Source organism: Pseudomonas sp. Eqa60 (assembly GCF_018326405.1).
Lineage (GTDB): Bacteria > Pseudomonadota > Gammaproteobacteria > Pseudomonadales > Pseudomonadaceae > Aquipseudomonas > Aquipseudomonas protegens.
This window is the reverse complement of sequence record NZ_AP024342.1, coordinates 2,627,262-2,645,320: the sequence shown is the minus strand read 5'-3', so window position 1 is coordinate 2,645,320 and position 18,059 is coordinate 2,627,262. Positions and strand designations below refer to the sequence as shown.

Genomic DNA, 18,059 nt, shown 5'->3' with positions numbered 1-18,059 from the left:
ATTTGTCCGGCTATTCCTGCGTGCCCGCCAAGCGTTTGAAAAAACTGATCTTTTGGAAAAACCCCGGCCTGCCCTGGAAAACAAAGTGGTTCGACCACTGCCAACGCACATGGACACTAAAGCCCGCCGGGCCAATCATGCAAGGCAGCCGTACAGCATTCGCGACCTGATAAAAACCACACAAGGTCCTTAGCCGCCATGACGATTCTCTACGACGAACGCCTCGATGGCGCCCTGCCCGACGTCGACCGCCAGGCCCTGATCCAGGCCCTGCGCCAGCAGCTACCGGAGCTGGAGCTGCTGGACCAGGAGCAACAGCTCAAACCCTACGAATGCGATGGCCTGAGCGCCTACCGCAGCACGCCGATGCTGGTGGCCCTGCCCCGGCACCTGGACCAGGTGCAGCGCATCCTGCAGATCTGCCACGCCCACCGGGTGCCGGTGGTGGCCCGGGGCGCCGGCACGGGCCTGTCCGGTGGCGCCCTGCCCCTGGAAAAGGGCCTGCTGCTGGTGATGGCGCGCTTCAAGGAAATCCTCCAGATCGACCCCGCCGCCCGTTGCGCCCGGCTCCAGCCCGGGGTGCGCAACCTGGCGATCTCCCAGGCCGCCGCGCCTTGGGGCCTGTACTACGCCCCCGACCCCTCTTCGCAGATCGCCTGTTCGATTGGTGGCAATGTCGCGGAAAACGCCGGCGGCGTGCATTGCCTGAAATACGGCCTGACCGTGCACAACCTGCTCAAGGTCCAGATGCTCAGCGTCGAAGGCCAGCCCCTGACCCTGGGCAGCGAGGCCCTGGACGCGCCGGGCTTCGACCTGCTGGCGCTGTTCACCGGCTCCGAAGGCCTGCTGGGGGTGATCACCGAAGTCACGGTCAAGCTGCTGCCCAAGCCGCAGATCGCCAAGGTGCTGCTGGCGGCCTTCGACTCAGTGGAAGCCGCCGGCCGCGCCGTGGCCGACATCATTGCCGCGGGCATCATCCCCGGCGGCCTGGAGATGATGGACAACCTGGCGATCCGCGCCGCCGAGGACTTCATCCATGCCGGCTACCCGGTGGACGCCGAGGCCATCCTGCTGTGCGAGCTGGACGGCGTGGAAGCCGATGTCCACGACGATTGCGAGCGGGTGCGCCAGGTGCTGGAACGGGCCGGCGCCAGCGAGGTGCGCCTGGCCCGGGACGAGGCCGAGCGCGTGCGTTTCTGGGCCGGGCGCAAGAACGCCTTCCCGGCGGTGGGGCGCTTGTCCCCGGACTACTACTGCATGGACGGCACCATCCCCCGCCGCGAGCTGCCGGGGGTGCTGCGGGGCATCGCCCGCCTGGCCGACGAACACCAGCTGCGGGTGGCCAACGTGTTTCATGCCGGCGACGGCAACATGCACCCCTTGATCCTGTTCGACGCCAACCAGCCCGGCGAGCTTGAGCGGGCCGAGGCCCTGGGGGGCAAGATCCTCGAACTGTGCGTGGCAGTGGGCGGCAGCATCACCGGCGAACACGGGGTGGGCCGGGAGAAAATCAACCAGATGTGCGCCCAGTTCAACCACCACGAGCTGACCCTGTTCCACGCCATCAAGGCGACCTTCGACCCCAGCGGCCTGCTCAACCCGGGGAAGAACATCCCGACCCTGCACCGCTGCGCCGAATTTGGCGCCATGCACATCCACCACGGGCAACTGCCCTTCCCCGAACTGGAGCGATTCTGATGAACGTGGCCAGCGATTTCGACGCCGCCGAGACCTTGCTGGAACAGGTGCGCGATGCCTTGGCGAGCAACACCGCGCTGCGCATCCAGGGTTCCAACAGCAAGGCCTTTCTCGGCCGCGAGAGTGCCGGGGAAATACTCGATACCCGCAGCCATCGCGGCATCGTCAGCTACGACCCCACGGAGCTGGTGATCAGCGCCCGGGCCGGTACGCCGCTCGCCGAGCTGCACGCCACCCTGGACGCCGCCGGGCAGATGCTGCCCTGCGAACCGCCGTCCTTCGGCACGGGCGCGACCCTGGGCGGCATGCTCGCCAGCGGCCTGTCCGGGCCGCGCCGGCCCTGGGCCGGGGCGGTGCGCGATTTCGTCCTCGGCACCCGGGTCATCAGCGGCAGCGGCCAACACCTGCGGTTTGGCGGCGAGGTGATGAAGAACGTCGCCGGCTATGACCTGTCACGGCTGATGGCCGGCAGCTACGGCTGCCTGGGGCTGGTCACCGAGGTCTCGCTGAAGGTCCTGCCCAAGCCCCGGCAATGCCTGAGCCTGAGCCTGGAAATGGACCGCCAGCGGGCCCTCGCCCAGCTTGCCGAATGGGGCCAGCAGCCCTTGCCCATCAGCGCCGCCTGCCATGACGGCGAACGCCTGCACCTGCGCCTGGAGGGCGGTGAAGGCTCGGTGGCGGCGGCCCATGACCGGCTCGGCGGCGAGCCCCTGGACCCGGGCTACTGGAGCCAGCTCAACGAGCAGCAACTGGACTTCTTCAACCCCGGCCTGCCGCTGTGGCGCCTGTCGGTGCCGCACAACACCCCGCTGCTGCCCCTGCCCGGCGAACAACTGCTGGACTGGGGCGGCGCCCAGCGCTGGCTGAAGACCGATGCCACGGCCGCCGACATCCGCGCCGTCGTCAGCGCCGTTGGCGGCCACGCCAGCTGCTACAGCCACGGCCTGCTGGACAGCCCGTTCCAGCCCCTGGCGCCGACCCTGCTGCACTACCACCAGCGCCTCAAGACCCAGCTGGACCCGCAAGGGATCTTCAACCCCGGCCGACTCTACGTGGAGCTCTAGACCATGCAGACCACCCTCAGCCCCGAGGCCCGGCAACTGCCCCGGGCCGCCGAAGCCGAGCGCATCCTGCGCAGTTGCGTGCATTGCGGCTTCTGCAACGCCACCTGCCCCACCTACCAGTTGCAGGGCGATGAGCTGGACGGCCCGCGGGGGCGCATCTACCTGATCAAGCAGGTGCTCGAAGGCGCCCCGGCCACCGCCCAGACGCAGCAGCACCTGGACCGCTGCCTGTCGTGCCGCAACTGCGAAAGCACCTGCCCTTCCGGGGTCGACTACCACAACCTGCTGGACATCGGCCGCGCCGCGGTGGATGCCGCCCTGCCCCGGCCCGCCGGCCAGCAATTGTTGCGCCGCGGCCTGCGGGCGCTGAGCGCCAACCCGCAGCTGTTCAAGGCCCTGATCCATGGCGGCAGCCGCCTGCGCCCGCTGCTGCCCCAGGCCCTGCAGGACAAGCTGCCGCGCCAGGTGCCCAGCGCCAAACCGCGTCCGCCCCTGCGCCATGCACGGCGCGTGCTGCTGCTCGAAGGCTGCGTGCAGCCGGGGCTGTCACCCAATACCAACGCCGCCGCAGCGCGGGTCCTGGATCGCCTGGGCATCAGCGTGCAACCGGTCAGCGAGGCCGGCTGCTGCGGCGCGGTGGACTATCACCTGGATGCCCAGCAAGCCGGTCTGCAGCGCGCCCGGCGCAATATCGACGCCTGGTGGCCGCACCTGCAACTGGGGGCCGAAGCCATCGTCCAGACCGCCAGCGGCTGCGGCGCCTTCATCAAGGATTACCAGCACCTGCTGGCCCATGACCCGGCCTACCGCAGCAAGGCCCAGCGCGTCAGTGCCCTGGCCCGGGACCTGGTGGAAGTGCTGCGGGACGAACCCCTGGAACAGCTCGGCGCCCACAGCGACCAGCGCCTGGCCTTCCACTGCCCCTGCACCCTGCAGCACGCGCAGAAGCTCGGCGGCGCCGTGGAACGCCTGCTGCAACGCCTGGGTTTTCACCTCACCGCGGTGCCCGACAGCCACCTGTGCTGCGGTTCGGCGGGCACCTATTCGCTGACCCAGCCGGCGCTGGCGCGGCAACTGCGGAACGACAAGCTGCAGGCCCTGGAAAGCGGCCAGCCGGACCTCATTGCCACCGCCAATATCGGCTGCCAGAGCCACCTCGACGGCGCCGGCCGGACCCCGGTACGGCACTGGATCGAAGTGCTGGAAGCCGCCCTGCCCTGAACCTCACGCCCCTGGAGCTCGCCATGCAGCACAAAGCCGTACTGGGTCAAGACGAAGCCCGCCGCATCCTCGCCGCCGCCCGCGCCGAGGCCCAGCGCCACCGGTGGGCGGTGAGCATCGCCGTGGTCGACGACGGCGGCCATCCCCTGGCCCTGGAACGCCTCGACGGCTGCGCGCCGATCAGTGCCTATATCGCCACCGAAAAGGCCCGCACCGCGGCCCTCGGCCGGCGCGAAACCAAGGCCTACGAGGACATGGTCAATGGCGGGCGCAGCGCCTTTCTCTCGGCGCCGCTGCTCACCTCCCTGGAAGGCGGCGTGCCGATCCGCGTCGGCGGCCAGGTGGTCGGCGCGGTGGGGGTTTCCGGGGTCAAGTCCGGTGAAGACGCCCAGGTGGCACTGGCTGGCGCCGCGTGCCTGGAGGGCGATTGAAGCGGGTTCAGGCGCGGCGCACGCTGCTGCGGTACATGAACAGCAGCGCCAGGGTCAGGCACAGCATCGCCAGCAGGCGGCTGGGCGACAGTTCGATGGCCGGGTTGCCGAACCAGCCGAAGTTGTCGATCAGCATGCCCATGCCCAACTGCCCGAGAATCACCGCCACCGTGGCCACCGCAGTGCCGACCCGGGGCACGGCCCCCACCATCACCAGCATGTAGACCACGCCGAACAACGCGCCGGTCAGTTGCCATTTCGGCGCCTGCAGCAGGCTCATGGCCTGGGGCGGCTGGAAAAACACGATCAGCAGCCCGGTGATCAGGGCACCCACGGCAAAGGTCAGCAGGCTGCTGCGCAACACACCGACGCTTTCCCCCAGGCGGCCATTGATCGCCGCCTGCACACTCAGCACCGCACCGGCGGCCACCACCACAACCAGCAATAGAAACAGATTCATCTTCAACCTCGGGCAATCAGGATCAGGGCCAGCACAATCAGCGCCAGGGCCAGCCAGCGTTCGGCATTGACCGGCTTGCGGGCGCTGCCGAACCAGCCGAAATGGTCGATCAGCACGCTTTTGCCCACCTGCCCGGAAAGGATCGCGATCATGGTCATGGCAATGCCGATATGGGGCGTGGCCAACGTCAGCACCACCACGTAGATCGGCCCCAGCACCCCGCCCAGCAACTGCCAGCGCGGCAACTGGCTGAAGGCCGGGCCGGGCTGCGGGCCGCTGAACAACAGCAGCAGCAACAGCAGCGCCGTGCCCACGCCGAAGATGCTCAGGGTCGCCCACAAATGGCCCACCTGGCTCCCCAGCGGGCCCAGCAGACCGGCCTCCACCGACAGGCCCATGCCCGTCAGGATCACCAGCGGCAACAGCATCAGACGCTGCCAGCCGGCAGCGGGTACAGCGTTCGCCACCGGGTTGGGCAGCGGTACTTCTATCGTTTCAGAGGACATGCAACACCTGCTCGACATCAAGGAATGGCCGGCATTATCGATTGCGCAAGCTTTGCGATAAATGGGAGCATGCCGACAACACCTTTGCGCAAAACGCACAGTAGGATCGACCCATGCACGGCTTCAACGACCTCGGTTTCAAGGCCCTGCGCCTGTTTATCGCCGTGCTCGACCAGGGCAGTTTTTCTGCCGTGGCGCGCCGCGAGGGGCTGGCGCCCTCGTCCATTTCACGGCAGATCCAACTGATGGAACAGGCCCTGGGCCAGCAGTTGCTCTACCGCCACACCCGCGCCGTCAGCCCCACCGAGGCCGGGCGCCTGTTGGGGCACCACGCGCGGCGGGTGCTGGCGCAGTGGGAGGAAGCCGAACAGGCGTTGCAGGAACAGCAAGACGAGCCGGCCGGGCTGGTGCGGATCAACGCCCCGGTGGTCTTTGGCCAGCGCCACCTGTCGCCCTGGCTCGGTGAACTGCACGGGCGCTACCCGAAGCTGCAGCTGGATATCCAGCAGACCGACCGCTACATCGACCCCTTGCAGGACGGCACTGACCTGCTGTTTCGCATCGGCACCCTGGAAGACTCCTCGATGCAGGCGCGCCTGCTGGCCCCGCAGCGCTACCGGGTAGCGGCCAGCCCGGCGTACCTGGCCCGGCACGGCACCCCGCAGCATCCGGAGCAACTGCAGCGGCACCAGTGCCTGGCCTACAAGGGCGAGACCGGCCAGCAGCGCTGGTTCTTCCGCCAGGGCCGGGCAGACTGGACGCCCTACAGCGTCAAGGGCCCGCTGACCGGCAACCACGCCGACACCCTGACCCAGGCCGCCGAACAGGGCCTGGGGCTGGTGATGTTCCCTTCCTGGCTGATTGGCGAAGCCCTGCACCAGGGCCGGCTGGTGGCCTTGTTCGAAGACTTCGACGTGGCCACCAGCCTCGAACCGCAACAGATCGCCGCCCTCTGGCCCGGCAGCCGACGGCTGTCAGTGAAAGTGCGCACGGTGATCGACTTCTTCGTCGAGAAATTCGGCCCCGAGCCTTACTGGGACCGCCGCCCCGCCCCGTAGGAGCTGGCTTGCCAGCGAAGGCGGCGGCAAGGCTTGCGCAGGATCCAGGGGCCCTTCGCCGGCAAGCCGGCTCCTACAAGAGCACGCCATTCACCCGCCCCGTAGGAGCTGGCTTGCCAGCGAAGGCAGCGGCAAGACTTGTGCAGAGTCCAAGGGCCCCTTCGCCGGCAAGCCGGCTCCTACAGGGCCATTTGCAGGATCAGCCAGGCATTGGCCGCGCTGATGATGGCGAACAGGCTCCAGGCGAGGATCCGGGTCGGCCAGCGGTTGACGAACTCGCCCATCAGGCGCCGGTCGTTGGTCATGCGGATCAGCGGGTACAGGGCGAACGGCAGTTGCAGGCTGAGCACCACCTGGCTCAGCACCAGCAACTGGCCCACGGCGCCGTCACCCAACAGCCAGACGCCGATGAACGCCGGGATCAGGGCCAGCCCACGGGTGATCAGGCGCCGCTGCCAGCAGGGAATCCGCAGGTTCAGGTAACCCTCCATGATCACTTGCCCGGCAATGGTCCCGGTGAAGGTCGAGCTCTGCCCCGAAGCCAGCAGCGCCACGCCGAACAGCACGCTGGCCAGGGCCCCGCCCACCAGCGGGTCGAGCAGGTGGTAGGCGTCCTGGATCTCCACCACATCGCTGTGGCCGGTGTTGTGGAAGGCCGCGGCGGCGAGGATCAGGATCGCCGCGTTCACCAGCAGCGCCAGGGCCAGCGAGCCGATGGTGTCGATCCGCGCCAGCTTGATGGCGTCGGCGCGGCTGGCGCGGTCGTTGCCCACCAGCCGGGTTTGCACGACGGAGGTGTGCAGGTAGAGGTTGTGGGGCATGACCGTGGCGCCGAGGATGCCGATGGCCAGGTACAGCGGCGCGGCGTCGCCGATGGCCGAGAGCGAGGGTACAAAGCCCCGGGCCACGTCCGGCCAGTAGGGCTTGATCAGCAGCAGCTCGATGAAGAAGCACACGCCAATGGTCGCCACCAGCGCCAGCATGATCGCCTCCAGCCGGCGGAAGCCGCGGTTCTGCAGGGCCAGCACCAGCAGGGTGTCGAAGGCGGTGATGACGATCCCGGTGCTCAGGGACACCCCCAGCAGCAGGTGGAACGCCAGGGCGCAGCCCAGCACTTCGGCCAGGTCGGTGGCGATGATCGAAACCTCTGCCAGCAGCCACTGGGTGCGCGCCGAACGGGTGCTGTAGCGCTCGCGGCAGAGCTGGGCCAGGTCGCGCCCGGTGGCGATCCCCAGGCGGGAACACAGGCACTGCACCGCCATCCCCGCCAGGCTCGCCAGCAGCACCACGAACAGCAGGTTGTAGCCGTAGCGCGAGCCGGCCTCGATGGCCGTGGCCCAGTTGCCGGGGTCCATGTAGCCGATGGAAATCAGCAGCCCGGGGCCGGCAAAGCGCAGCAGGCGGCGCCACAGGGGAGCGCCGGGGTCGACGGCGACGGAACCCGCCACCTCCGGCGGGCAAAAGGGCGCGGTGGCGATTTTCGGCAAGCTGAATTTCACGGATATTTCCCAGGCGGATTGGCGCAGGGGCCCAGCTTAGACGTTTCAATGCGGGCACCCAAGCCTGAATTTACCCCGCCAAGGCGAGTATGCTGCGCAGGTTGTGCCCTGCGCCGAAACCTTCGGCAGTGGGTATTTTCTGGCCCAAGGTAGCCCTGTGAACAGCACTGCGACGCCCCCCGAACCTCTGCCCCCTTTCCTGCAACCCGGCGACCGGGTGCTGCTGTTCGATGGCGTGTGCAAGCTGTGCAATGCCTCGGTGCGCTTCGTCATCCGCCACGACAGCCAGCGGCGGATCAAGCTGGCCTCGGTGCAATCGCCCCAGGGCCAGGCGCTGCTGGCCTGGTTCGGCCTGCCCACCGAACAGTTCGACAGCGTGGTGCTGATCGAGGAAGGCCGGCTGTCCCAGCGCTCCGATGCGTTTATCCGCCTGATGGCGCAACTGCCGGCGCCCTGGCGCTGGCTGCGGCTGTCGCGCGGGGTTCCCCGGCCGCTGCGGGATTGGGTCTACGACCTTATTGCGCGCAATCGCTATCGGTTGTTCGGCCGTCTCGACGTCTGTTTACTGCCGAGCCCGGATCACCAGGGGCGCTTTCTCGACGACCCGTCCTGAGGCCCCGACCCGACCCGATCAGCCGGGCTGACGCCGGAAGAACAGCGTCACCTGCCCGAGCTCGAAGCCGAACTTGGTCATGTAGGAACGATTGGCCAGGGTGTTTTCGTCCAACAGGTACATCCAGTCGTCGAAGTGCACCTGGTAGGTCTTGCCATCCACCGGCAGGTTGAGCACGTAGCGCCAGCGCAGGGCATTGCCGGCGACCTCACCCCGGGCCTCGCCGACCACATCGTCGGCGGTCCCGCGCCACAGGCCGGGCCCCGCGGGGACCAGGGTCCAGACCCGGGTCTGGCGGGTGCCGTCGCTGTAGGTGAAGTCTTCGTGCATGATGAATTTCTCGCCTTCGCTGCGGCTGTCGATCTGCACATGAAAACGCTTGATCACCTCGCCGGAGCGCTTCTGGAACAGGCCCCAGGCCTCGACACGACCCTTGAAGAACTGCCGCAGTTCCAGCTCGGGCTTCTGGTCACGGTACTGCTTGACGTCGGTGTCGCTGCATGCGACCAGGCCGAGGCACAGCACTAGCAAGTATTGCTTGAGCATGGAATATCTCCTGTGCTGCGCCCGCTATTGGCCCAGCAGTTGTGCGCGCAACTGCGGATTGCGCGTGCGCGGGTCGAGCCAGATGGCGAAAAACGCTCGGGCGAAGGCTTCGTCCTCGACCCTGTACTGCAAGCGCTGGTCGACAAAGAACTGCACCCCGCGCCCGGGCAGGAACACCCCGGTGATGCGCTGGCCCGGTTCGACATCGACGAAGGCGCGCTGCATCTGCGCCTGCCAGTCCTTGAGTTGCGCCGGGCTCACCGCGCTGCCGGACAGGCGCTGGATCTCGTCGAGGCTGGTCTGCACCAGATCGTCGCGGCTGATCGTGCGCCGGTAGGTCAGTTCCAGGGCGAAGGGGCTATCGGCCGTCAATGGCAACGTCGTGCCCCAGAGCCGCGCGGTGTAGACCTTGAAGCCGAACCAGCTGAACTCGCCGCTGCCCAGCAGCCGCGCATTGGGCAACGACTCTTGCCAACCGGCACTGGCCGTAGCGCTGAGCAGCACCAGCAGCCACAGCAACCGGGCCACGCCCACTCGCCGCCTGCGTTTCATTCAAGGCTGCCTGCGCAACAGCTGAAGAAACTCCTGGCGGGTGCTGGCCGACTCGCGAAAGGCCCCAGCATTACCGAGGTGTTCATCAGCGAGTTCTGCTTCTCGACCCCGCGCATCATCATGCACATGTGCCGCGCTTCGATGACCACCGCCACCCCGGCCGCCCGGGTCACTTCCTGGATCGCCTCGGCAATCTGCCGCGTGAGGGTCTCCTGGATCTGCAGGCGTCGCGCATACATGTCGACGATCCGTGCCACCTTGGACAGGCCCAGCACTTTGCCGGTGGGGATGTAAGCCACATGAGCCTGACCAATGAACGGCAGCAAATGGTGCTCGCACAGGGAATACAACTCGATGTTCTGGACCATCACCATCTCGTCGCTGGTGGAGCTGAACAACGCACCGTTGACCAGTTCTTCGAGGCTGGTTTCGTAACCATGGCACAGATAACGCAAGGCTTTTGAGGCTCGCTGCGGGGTGTCCCGCAAGCCCTCGCGGGTCGGGTCTTCACCCAATCCCTGCAAAATGCCGTGAAAGTGCTGGGAGAGAGGATCGTGCATGGCGCATGGCTTCCGAAAGGCTGGCAGGGCGGGCAATTTCCTTGCACGTGCCAAGGAAAAAAGGCCTCCGAGGTGGTCGACCACCTAACTGACCCAGCCCCGGTTCCACCCGGGCTGACCTCGGAGCCCAAAAAGCGTGGGGAGCGAGCGCCGCCCCTTGAAAAACTGAGCAGCTATCAGCACATCCCACACCTTAAAAACCTATACGACAATTTAATTTTTGTACAATTTTTATCGGCGAAAAATGCGTTTTAAGCCCAAATACTTGTACAAACAAGCCTTTAATCGATTCAATACTTTCTATCTGTACAAGAAAAAACGACCCTGCACTTCACTCCCGACCACTTCCCTGCCTGCAGATACGCGCCAATCGCTTCGTTGGATGCTAGCGTGGCGCACCGTTCATCCGCCGAGTGCGCCCATGCTGCTGTTGAAATTGCTGACCGTTCCCGGATTTCTGTGGTTGATCTCCCTGGCGAGCAAGCGCTGGGGCCCGAATGTCGCTGGCTGGCTGGCGGGATTTCCCGTGGTGGTGGGGCCGATCCTGCTGTTCCTGGCCCTGGAGCAGGGCCAGGTGTTCGCCACCCATGCCGCGGTGGCGGCCCTGTCGGCGGTGTTCGCGATGATCGCCTTCAGCGTCGCCTATACCCATGCCGCGCAGCGCTTCTCCTGGCCCGGGGCCCTGGCCATTGCGACCCTGGTGTGGGCCTTGCTGGCCACGATCATCGCCCAGGTGCCGCCATCCCTGGGTTTTTCCAGCCTCTGCGCCGCCAGCGCCCTGCTCCTGGCCCCACGGCTGTTTCCGCCGGTGGGCGAACTGCCCGCCAGCCCTGGGCCGCGCTCCGACAAACTGCCCTACCGGATGCTCGCCGGGGCCCTGCTGACCCTGGCCGTGACCCTGTTGGCCAGCACCGTCGGCGAACGCTGGAGCGGCATGCTCGCGGTGTTCCCGGTGCTTGGCAGCGTCCTTGCGGTGTTCTCCCATCAGAGTCGTGGCGTGGCCTTCACCACCGTCCTGCTGCGCTCCCTGACCACCGGCCTGTACGCCTTTGCCGCCTTCTGCCTGGCCCTGGCACTGGCCCTGCCCCCGCTGGGCATGCTCGCCTTCGCGGTGGCGCTGGCAGCGTCGATGCTGGTCCTGGGGCTGAGCAAGCGGCTGTTGCGAGCCACTGTGCAGGAGCCGGCTGGCCGGCGCAGGGGCCCTTGAGTCTTGCAACGGGCTGGCGGAAGTTTTCGCTGGCCAGCCAGCTCCTACAAGCCTTGGCTGGCCGTCATCGGAGCCGCGCTGAAAAATCCTTGTGGAGCAGGCCGCAACGGCCGTGGGATGATGCGCGCCTTTGATCACTGCCCGGAGATTGCGCATGTCATCTTTCGCTAGAAAAGCCCTGGTCCTGGTGTTCGCCGCCGTGGCGGGCCTGGGCGCGCTGAACGCGGTCGCCGCCAGCAAATCCGCGGCCAGGCAGGCCTCGGGGGAGAAGGTCGCAGTCCTCGACGGCAAGCTCGCCTTCACCCTGCCCAAGGGGTTCAGCGCTTCGGTACTGCCGGCCGGCAGCGAGGCCAATGGCACCGAGGGTGCCAGCGGCACCCTGTATTCCAACGCCACCACCCGTACCGTGGTGATCGCGGCGCAGAACACCATTCCCCATGGGGCCAAGGTCCAGGACAACGACGCCGCCTTTCTCGATGACGCGGTCAGCGGCTTTCTCGCGCAACAGGCCGCGGCGCTGCCGGATTTCAGCAAGCAAAGCGAAAAGAACATGACCCTCAAGGGCCTTGGCGTGCGCCAGATCGACAGCACCGCCACCATGGGCGGCGGCCTGACCCTGAACTCCACCCTGATTGCCGGCTCCGGCACACGCATGGCGGTGATCCAGATAATTTCCCGGGCCACCGACAAGGCCGGCCACACCGCGCTGATGAAGCAGATCCTCGGTCAGTAAACCCCGTGCCGGCTCAGGGGTTGAGCCCCTGCAGCCAGCCCTTGAGGTCGTCGATCTCCGCTTCGCTGATGCTGTGCCCCAGGCCCGGGTAGGCATGGAACTGCGGTTGCAGTGACAACCCCTGCAGCAAGCGCTGGGCATCCACCGCATCGCTGTAGGGCAGGCGCTGGTCAAGGGTGCCATGGCCGATGAAGATGCCCAGGCGCTGCAGGCTCGGGTTGTTCTTCACCTGCGCTGCCAGCACCGGCAGGATCTTCCCGCTCAAGGCGGCGATGCCCCGCACCGACTGCGGATGGCGCAGGCCCACTTCATAGGCCATCACCGCGCCCTGGCTGAACCCCACCAGCACCACCTTGTCCGGCTGGGTCTGGTACTTGGCCAGCGCCGCGCGGACAAACTGGCCGATCAGCTCGGCGCCGCTGGCCAGCTCGCTGGTCACACCGTCGTAGGGGCCCTGGCCCTTGCGGTGGAACCACTGGTAGCTGCCCTCCTCCAGGGTCTGCGGTGCCCGCACCGACACATAGGTGTAGCTCGCCGGCAGGCGCTGGCGAAGGCCGAACAGGTCGGCCTCGTTGCTGCCGTAGCCATGCAGGAAAATCACCAGCGGCTGGTTGCGCGGCTCGGCCGGTGCCTGCTCCAGGTACTTGAGCGGCAGGTCATCGTGCAGTGCATCGGCGGCCTGCACCCAAGGCGCGGCCAGCAGCGCCAACAGCGCCAGGTAGCGGATCATGTGTAGCTCCTTGAAGGGGTAAAAACGGGTCGCCAGAGCCTAGCACTGCCAGTCCCGAGTGTTCATCTGCCCAGCCCGCGCCAGGCCAGCGGCGAGCACAGCAGCACCGCCAGCGCAAACCCCACCTGGGACAGGTAGAAGGTCTCCAGCCACTGGCCATGGGCCGCCACGTAGAGGCTGTTGTGCAGCACATCCAGCAGGATGATTGCCAGGGTCAGCAGCAGGCCCCAGCGCGGGCGCACCAACAGCAGCAGCGCCGCCAGCGGATCGAACAGCGTCAGGGAGCCCCAGAAGGCCCGGCTGAGCAGGGGCGTGGCGGCGCCGTAGCCATAATCCCAGAGCAGGCCATGCTCGAAGGCGGCGCGCAGGTGATTGAACGTCGCCGCCAGCAGACACAGGGCGAACAGCAGGCGGATGCACAGCGACACTCGGGGCATGGGCACATCTGTCATAGGAGCCGGCTGGCCGGCGCAGGGCGTGACGCCGGATCAAGGGGTGGGCGCGCTGCAGCTTGCGCTGGCCAGCCAACGCCCGATCGACCCCTGCGGTGGCGGTTCAGTCGTTGATCAGCTTGCCTTCACGAATCGCCTCGCGGCCGGCCACCTTGGCCAGCCAGATGCCCGGCTGGGTGTAGCGCCCACGGTCCAGGGCAAAGAGCACGCCGCTGGTGCCGGCACACACGGTGCTGACGCGATCGCTCAAGGGGTCCACCACTTCGAACAACGCATCGCCACGCTCCACCCACTCTCCGGCATCGCGCAGGAAACTGACCACGCCATGGTGGGGGGCGAACAGGTACTGGGTGCCTTCGAAGGGCATGCCTTCACAGCACTGCTGCGCAGCGGCCGGCCACTCGCCGCTGATCAGCCCCTGTTCGGCGAGAAACCCCAGGATGGCTTCGCAGTTGGCCCGGGCCTGCTGCACCCGGGTGTCGCCCATGCTGCCCAGCTCCAGGGTGGCGGCCAGGTTTGCCGGGGGAATCGCCGCCCGCGGAAAGTCCCGGGCCAGGCGCGGCCAGGGCGCGGAACAGGATTCATCGAAAGAGCTGCCGCCGGAGTCTTCGCACAACAGCGCCACCCCGGCCTTGAGCCGCGCCGCCAGGGATTGCCAGCGAGGCCAGTGCTGGGGCAAGGCATAGAGGTGGATCGCCGCTTCGAAATCGCAATGCAGGTCGAGGGTGATGTCGGCGTCGCAGGCATGGCGCAACAGCAAGCGATGCAGGGCTTGCAGCTGCGAATCAGCCGCTGGCAGCTCATCCAGCACCTGGACCATGGCCCGGCGGATCAGGGCGATATTGGCCGTGGCGTCGTCCCCCAGTTGCTTGCCGATCAAGTCGCCCACCGGGCCGCTGAGCTCGACGAAGGCGCGATTGAAATTCTTGCCGCTGCCCAGCTCGAAACGCCCCAGGTGGCTGCCCTGCACCTGCTGGTCGAGGCCGATGGGATTGGCCACCGGCACCAGCTCGACCACTGCCTGCAGGCGCCCCTGGTTCTCCAGCTGCGCCAGGCGCTGCTTGAGCTCCCAGGCAGTGCGCATGCCGGGCAGTTCGTCGGCGTGCAGGCTGGCCTGGATGTACACCTTGCGCGGGCCGCTGCCAAAGCGGAACACACTGAGCTGGCGCTGGGTGCCCAGGTGGCCCCAGGGCAAGGAATGGTCGATGCGTTGCATGGCAACTCCGGAGATCAGAAAAAGGCGTGGCGCAGAATAAAACAGTGGCGCACAAAAAAGGTGGCGGCCGGCCCCCGGCAACCACCTTTTTCAACGCCCGGGCTTACTCGCCGTAGACGTCGAAATCGAAGTACTTGTCCTGCACTTGCTTGTACTTGCCGTTGGCACGGATCTCGGTGATGGCCTTGTTGAATTTCCCGGCCAGTTCCTGATCCCCCTTGCGCACGGCAATGCCGGCACCGCCGCCGAAGTATTTCGGATCGTTGTACTCAGGGCCCACGAAGGCGAAGCCCTTGCCGGCGTCGGTTTTCAGGAAGCCATCGTCGAGGTTCACCGAATCCGCCAGCAGCGCGTCGACGCGGCCGGAGACCATGTCCAGGTTGGCTTCCTGCTGGGAGCCGTAGCGCACCAGGTCGATGCCCGCCGGCACCAGCACTTCGGTGGCGAAGCGGTCATGGGTACTGGCCCGCAGCACACCGACCTTCTTGCCCTTGAGCTCGGTCAGCGGGTCCTTGATGCTGGTGCCGGCCTTCATCACGAAGCGCGCCGGGGTGTGGTAGTACTTGATGGTGAAATCGACGTTCTTCTTGCGGTCGTCGGTGATGGTCATGGACGACAGGATGGCGTCGATCTTCTTCACTTTCAGCGCCGGGATCAGGCCGTCGAACTCCTGCTCGACCCAGGTGCACTTGGCCTGCATCTGCTCGCACAGGGCGTTGCCCAGGTCGACATCGAAACCGGTGAGCTTGCCGTCGGGGGTCTTCATCGAGAACGGCGGGTAGCCGGCTTCGATACCGATACGGATCGGCTTGGCCTCGTCGGCCGAAGCGGTGAAGGAAAACAGCGACAGTGCCAGGGCACCGAACAGCGCAAACTTGTTCATTTATAACTCCAGGAGACGGAGGCTTTTATTGGCTGGTTTCGATTGGGGGGCAAATCGAAGTGGCCAGCAGTCTAGAGCGGCTCCCGGGATGCAAATTGTGTTTATGCGACAAATACTTATAAAAAATATGCGCCCGCGATCCTCTGCCTCCTCCCTCGCCCCGGCATGATGCGTTTGTCCCTGAAAATCCCGACGTTCGCCTCAGAACGGGCCATTTTTACCGACACATCCCCGCTAGCCGCAGCCCAAGGCCGCTACCAGCGGAGTCAGCCCTTCAGCAGGCGCAGGACAGATCCGCTCCCTCGCGGCGCGGTTGCCCGGTGCTGAGCTGGAAGCCCTCATCGAGCCAGCCGGTGACACCGCCGATCATCTCCTTGACCGAGTATTCCAGGGCCGCCAGCTTGACCGCCGCCTTGTTCGCGCCATTGCAGTGAGGGCCGGCGCAATACACCACGAACAGGGTGTCGCGAGGATAACCGGCCAGGTGTTCGGCGGTGAGCAAGCGCCCGGGCAGATTGATCGCCCCGGGGACATGGCCACGGGCAAAGGCTTCGGGGCCACGCACATCCACCAGGACAAAATCCACTTCACCGGCCTCCTGGCTGCTGTGGACGTCGGAACAGTCGGTTTCAAAGGTCAGGCGGTTGCAAAAATGCATCAGGGCAATGGCCGAAGGGGCGGCGGCAGTGCTGCGGACCAGGCTGGTCATGGGCGTCTCCAGAAACTTGCGATTAAGGTGGGAAGGACTTTATAGGCCCTGCCCCACCACGCTAAAGTGGCGACCCGGACACTGACTGGTAACTTTCCGCCAAATGCACAATCCTCCCGGTTTGGTCGCGATCCTGGCCTACGACGGCCTTTGCACCTTCGAGTTCGGCATTGCCGTGGAGATCTTCGGCCTGGCCCGGCCGGAGTTCGATTTCCCCTGGTACCGGCAAACCATCGCCGCCGTGGACCCCGGCCCGATGCGTGCCCTGGGCGGGATCCAGGTGCTGGCCGACGGGGGCCTGGAGCTGCTGGAGCAGGCGCGGACCATCATCATTCCCGGCTGGCGCAGCCGCGAGCAGGCGCCGCCGCCGAAGTTGCTGGAAGCGCTGCGCCAGGCCCACCAACGCGGTGCGCGGCTGCTGTCGATCTGCTCCGGGGTGTTCGTTCTGGCGGCGACCGGGCTGCTGGATGGTTGTAGCGCCACCACTCACTGGCGCTACGCCCGCGAGCTGGCCGAGGGTTTCCCGAATATCCGGGTGGACCCGGATGTGCTCTATGTCGATGCCGGGCAACTGATCACTTCCGCCGGCAGCGCCGCCGGTATCGATGCCTGCCTGCACCTGGTGGCTCGGGATTTCGGCACCCAGGTGGCCAACAGCGTGGCCCGGCGTCTGGTGATGTCGCCGCAGCGCACCGGCGGCCAGGCGCAGTTCATTCCCGCACCGGTCAGCCGTACCCCGCGCAGCGACCTGTCGCGAGTCATGCAATGGGCCCGGGAGCGCCTGCATCAACCGCTGAGCGTGAGCGAACTGGCGGCCCGGGCGCTGATGAGCGAACGCACCTTCCTGCGGCGTTTCCACGACGCCACTGGCGCCTCGCCCAAGGCCTGGCTGCAGCATGAACGGCTGGCCCGGGCCAGGGAACTGCTGGAAAGCGGCAGCGAGAGTACCGAAAGCATTGCCCTGCGCTGCGGTTATCGCTCGGTGGAGAGCTTTCGCGTGGCCTTTCGCGGCCTGGTGGGCGTACCGCCGTCGGTGTACCGCGAACGCTTCGGCCGCGGCCTGGAAAGCACCACACCACCGCGCCCGTAGGAGCCGGCTTGCCGGCGAAGGGGGCGACGCTGGTCCGGCGGGGCGTCAGTCCTGGGGTTTGCGCAGCAGGTAGGTGTCCATGATCCAGCCATGGGTCTGGCGGGCCTGCAGGCGTACACGGCGGATTTCATCGGCCACCTGGTCCAAGGGGCCGCTGATGAGGATTTCATCCGCGGTGCCCAGGTAGGCCCCCCAGTAGATGTCCAGGCCCTGGTTGCGCAGGTGGCGGTAGGAATCCTCGGCGTCGAGCATCACCACCAGGCTGTCGGCGGAGCCGGCCTGCCCCGCTGCCAGGCGGCGTCCGGTGGTGATTTCCACGGAGCGGCCAATGCGGTTCAGCGGCACTTTGTGCCGGGCCGTCAGGGCCTGGACACTGGTGACGCCGGGGATCACTTCGTACTCGAACGACGCCGTACCGCTGGCCAGGATCTGCTGCAGGATGCGCAGGGTGCTGTCGTACAGCGCCGGATCGCCCCAGGCCAGAAAAGCGCCGGTTTCACCGTCCGCCAGTTCCTGGTTGATCAGCCGCTCGAAGACCTGCTGCTTGTCGCGGTTCAGGGTCTGCACACTGGCCTGGTAGTCCACGTCGCCGCGCTCGCGCTCGGGGTTCTGCGCCTCGACGTAACGAAAGGGCCGCTCGGTGAGGTAGCGCTCGCACAGCTCGCGCCGCAGGTCGATCAGGGAATCCTTGCTCGGCCCCTTGTCCATGAGGAACACCACGTCGCTGCGGTTCAGCGCCTTGATCGCCTGGATCGTGATGTAGTCGGGGTTGCCGGCGCCGATGCCGATCACCAGGAGGGTTTTCATGGGCTTGCTCTCGCTGTTTTGCCA

The 18,059-nt window shown here is 66.6% G+C and carries 20 protein-coding genes and 1 pseudogene; 9 read left to right on the top strand and 12 right to left on the bottom strand.

Annotated elements, in window-relative coordinates; all coding sequences use genetic code 11:
• The first annotated feature begins 198 nt into the window (after positions 1-198).
• Genes glcD through KI242_RS12100 form a run of 4 tightly spaced genes read left to right on the top strand, consistent with a single transcriptional unit; the run spans position 199 to position 4,414 of the window.
• Positions 199-1,698, top strand: a complete 1,500-nt coding sequence (gene glcD, locus KI242_RS12115; RefSeq protein ID WP_210694217.1) for a glycolate oxidase subunit GlcD — start codon at positions 199-201, stop codon at positions 1,696-1,698.
• A complete protein-coding gene (glcE, locus tag KI242_RS12110) occupies positions 1,698-2,762 on the top strand; it encodes a glycolate oxidase subunit GlcE (protein ID WP_212806193.1) in 1,065 nt (354 codons plus the stop codon). The genes glcD and glcE overlap by 1 nt, the downstream gene beginning before the upstream one ends.
• 3 nt (positions 2,763-2,765) lie before the next feature.
• The gene (glcF, locus tag KI242_RS12105) at positions 2,766-3,983 is read left to right on the top strand and encodes a glycolate oxidase subunit GlcF (protein ID WP_212806192.1); all 1,218 of its coding nucleotides are present in this window, start codon (positions 2,766-2,768) and stop codon (positions 3,981-3,983) included.
• A gap of 23 nt (positions 3,984-4,006) precedes the next feature.
• The gene (locus tag KI242_RS12100) at positions 4,007-4,414 is read left to right on the top strand and encodes a heme-binding protein (RefSeq protein ID WP_011060564.1); all 408 of its coding nucleotides are present in this window, start codon (positions 4,007-4,009) and stop codon (positions 4,412-4,414) included.
• Positions 4,415-4,421: 7 nt separating this feature from the next.
• Here the strand turns inward: KI242_RS12100 and KI242_RS12095 are convergent, their stop codons facing one another.
• Positions 4,422-4,874 (bottom strand): DMT family transporter, encoded by a 453-nt coding sequence (locus KI242_RS12095; protein ID WP_041117272.1) that lies wholly within the window; start codon positions 4,872-4,874, stop codon positions 4,422-4,424.
• A 2-nt stretch (positions 4,875-4,876) separates the two neighbouring features.
• Complete coding sequence (locus KI242_RS12090) at positions 4,877-5,302, bottom strand: DMT family transporter (protein WP_244868218.1); 426 nt, start codon at positions 5,300-5,302, stop codon at positions 4,877-4,879.
• A 191-nt stretch (positions 5,303-5,493) separates the two neighbouring features.
• On the opposite strand from KI242_RS12090, the gene KI242_RS12085 reads away from it, so the two are divergent.
• Positions 5,494-6,438: a LysR family transcriptional regulator gene (locus KI242_RS12085; protein ID WP_011060561.1), complete on the top strand. Its 945-nt coding sequence runs from the start codon at positions 5,494-5,496 to the stop codon at positions 6,436-6,438.
• Positions 6,439-6,617: 179 nt separating this feature from the next.
• On the opposite strand, the gene KI242_RS12080 is transcribed toward KI242_RS12085, so the two are convergent.
• On the bottom strand, positions 6,618-7,886 hold the full coding sequence (locus tag KI242_RS12080) for an Nramp family divalent metal transporter (protein WP_244868217.1): 1,269 nt from the start codon (positions 7,884-7,886) through the stop codon (positions 6,618-6,620).
• A 208-nt stretch (positions 7,887-8,094) separates the two neighbouring features.
• Between KI242_RS12080 and KI242_RS12075 the strand changes: the two genes are divergently transcribed.
• Positions 8,095-8,550, top strand: a complete 456-nt coding sequence (locus KI242_RS12075) for a thiol-disulfide oxidoreductase DCC family protein (protein ID WP_187682875.1) — start codon at positions 8,095-8,097, stop codon at positions 8,548-8,550.
• 18 nt (positions 8,551-8,568) lie between these two features.
• Here KI242_RS12075 and KI242_RS12070 read toward each other — a convergent pair whose 3' ends face one another.
• The 3 genes and pseudogenes from KI242_RS12070 to folE all read right to left on the bottom strand — a co-directional run bounded on the left by KI242_RS12070 (position 8,569) and on the right by folE (position 10,208).
• Entirely contained in the window at positions 8,569-9,096 is a 528-nt protein-coding gene (locus KI242_RS12070) for a DUF3833 domain-containing protein (RefSeq protein ID WP_011060558.1), read from the bottom strand.
• Between the two features lie 24 nt (positions 9,097-9,120).
• The gene (locus KI242_RS12065; protein ID WP_212806190.1) at positions 9,121-9,648 is read right to left on the bottom strand and encodes a chalcone isomerase family protein; all 528 of its coding nucleotides are present in this window, start codon (positions 9,646-9,648) and stop codon (positions 9,121-9,123) included.
• A pseudogene (gene folE / locus KI242_RS12060) lies at positions 9,649-10,208 on the bottom strand (GTP cyclohydrolase I FolE). It abuts the gene before it with no gap.
• Between the two features lie 421 nt (positions 10,209-10,629).
• Here folE and KI242_RS12055 point away from each other — a divergent pair.
• Positions 10,630-11,415, top strand: a complete 786-nt coding sequence (locus KI242_RS12055; RefSeq protein WP_053157560.1) for a hypothetical protein — start codon at positions 10,630-10,632, stop codon at positions 11,413-11,415.
• Positions 11,416-11,569: 154 nt separating this feature from the next.
• Positions 11,570-12,148 (top strand): hypothetical protein, encoded by a 579-nt coding sequence (locus KI242_RS12050; RefSeq protein ID WP_011060554.1) that lies wholly within the window; start codon positions 11,570-11,572, stop codon positions 12,146-12,148.
• Positions 12,149-12,161: 13 nt separating this feature from the next.
• Here KI242_RS12050 and KI242_RS12045 read toward each other — a convergent pair whose 3' ends face one another.
• The 5 genes from KI242_RS12045 to KI242_RS12025 form a co-directional block, all read right to left on the bottom strand.
• Entirely contained in the window at positions 12,162-12,878 is a 717-nt protein-coding gene (locus tag KI242_RS12045) for an alpha/beta fold hydrolase (protein WP_011060553.1), read from the bottom strand.
• A gap of 62 nt (positions 12,879-12,940) precedes the next feature.
• Entirely contained in the window at positions 12,941-13,315 is a 375-nt protein-coding gene (locus tag KI242_RS12040) for a hypothetical protein (protein WP_212806189.1), read from the bottom strand.
• 118 nt (positions 13,316-13,433) lie between these two features.
• Positions 13,434-14,546, bottom strand: a complete 1,113-nt coding sequence (locus KI242_RS12035; RefSeq protein ID WP_212806188.1) for a succinylglutamate desuccinylase/aspartoacylase family protein — start codon at positions 14,544-14,546, stop codon at positions 13,434-13,436.
• Between the two features lie 103 nt (positions 14,547-14,649).
• Positions 14,650-15,429 carry an ABC transporter substrate-binding protein gene (locus KI242_RS12030; protein ID WP_011060550.1) on the bottom strand — a complete coding sequence of 260 codons (780 nt, stop codon included), beginning with the start codon at positions 15,427-15,429 and terminating at the stop codon, positions 14,650-14,652.
• A 274-nt stretch (positions 15,430-15,703) separates the two neighbouring features.
• Entirely contained in the window at positions 15,704-16,138 is a 435-nt protein-coding gene (locus KI242_RS12025) for a rhodanese-like domain-containing protein (protein ID WP_011060549.1), read from the bottom strand.
• A gap of 103 nt (positions 16,139-16,241) precedes the next feature.
• Here KI242_RS12025 and ftrA point away from each other — a divergent pair, with 103 nt between their 5' ends.
• Positions 16,242-17,228, top strand: coding sequence for a transcriptional regulator FtrA (gene ftrA / locus KI242_RS12020; RefSeq protein ID WP_053157556.1), 987 nt, complete (start codon positions 16,242-16,244; stop codon positions 17,226-17,228).
• Positions 17,229-17,273: 45 nt separating this feature from the next.
• Here the strand turns inward: ftrA and cobF are convergent, their stop codons facing one another.
• On the bottom strand, positions 17,274-18,035 hold the full coding sequence (gene cobF / locus KI242_RS12015; protein WP_015635042.1) for a precorrin-6A synthase (deacetylating): 762 nt from the start codon (positions 18,033-18,035) through the stop codon (positions 17,274-17,276).
• Between the last annotated feature and the right edge of the window lie 24 nt (positions 18,036-18,059).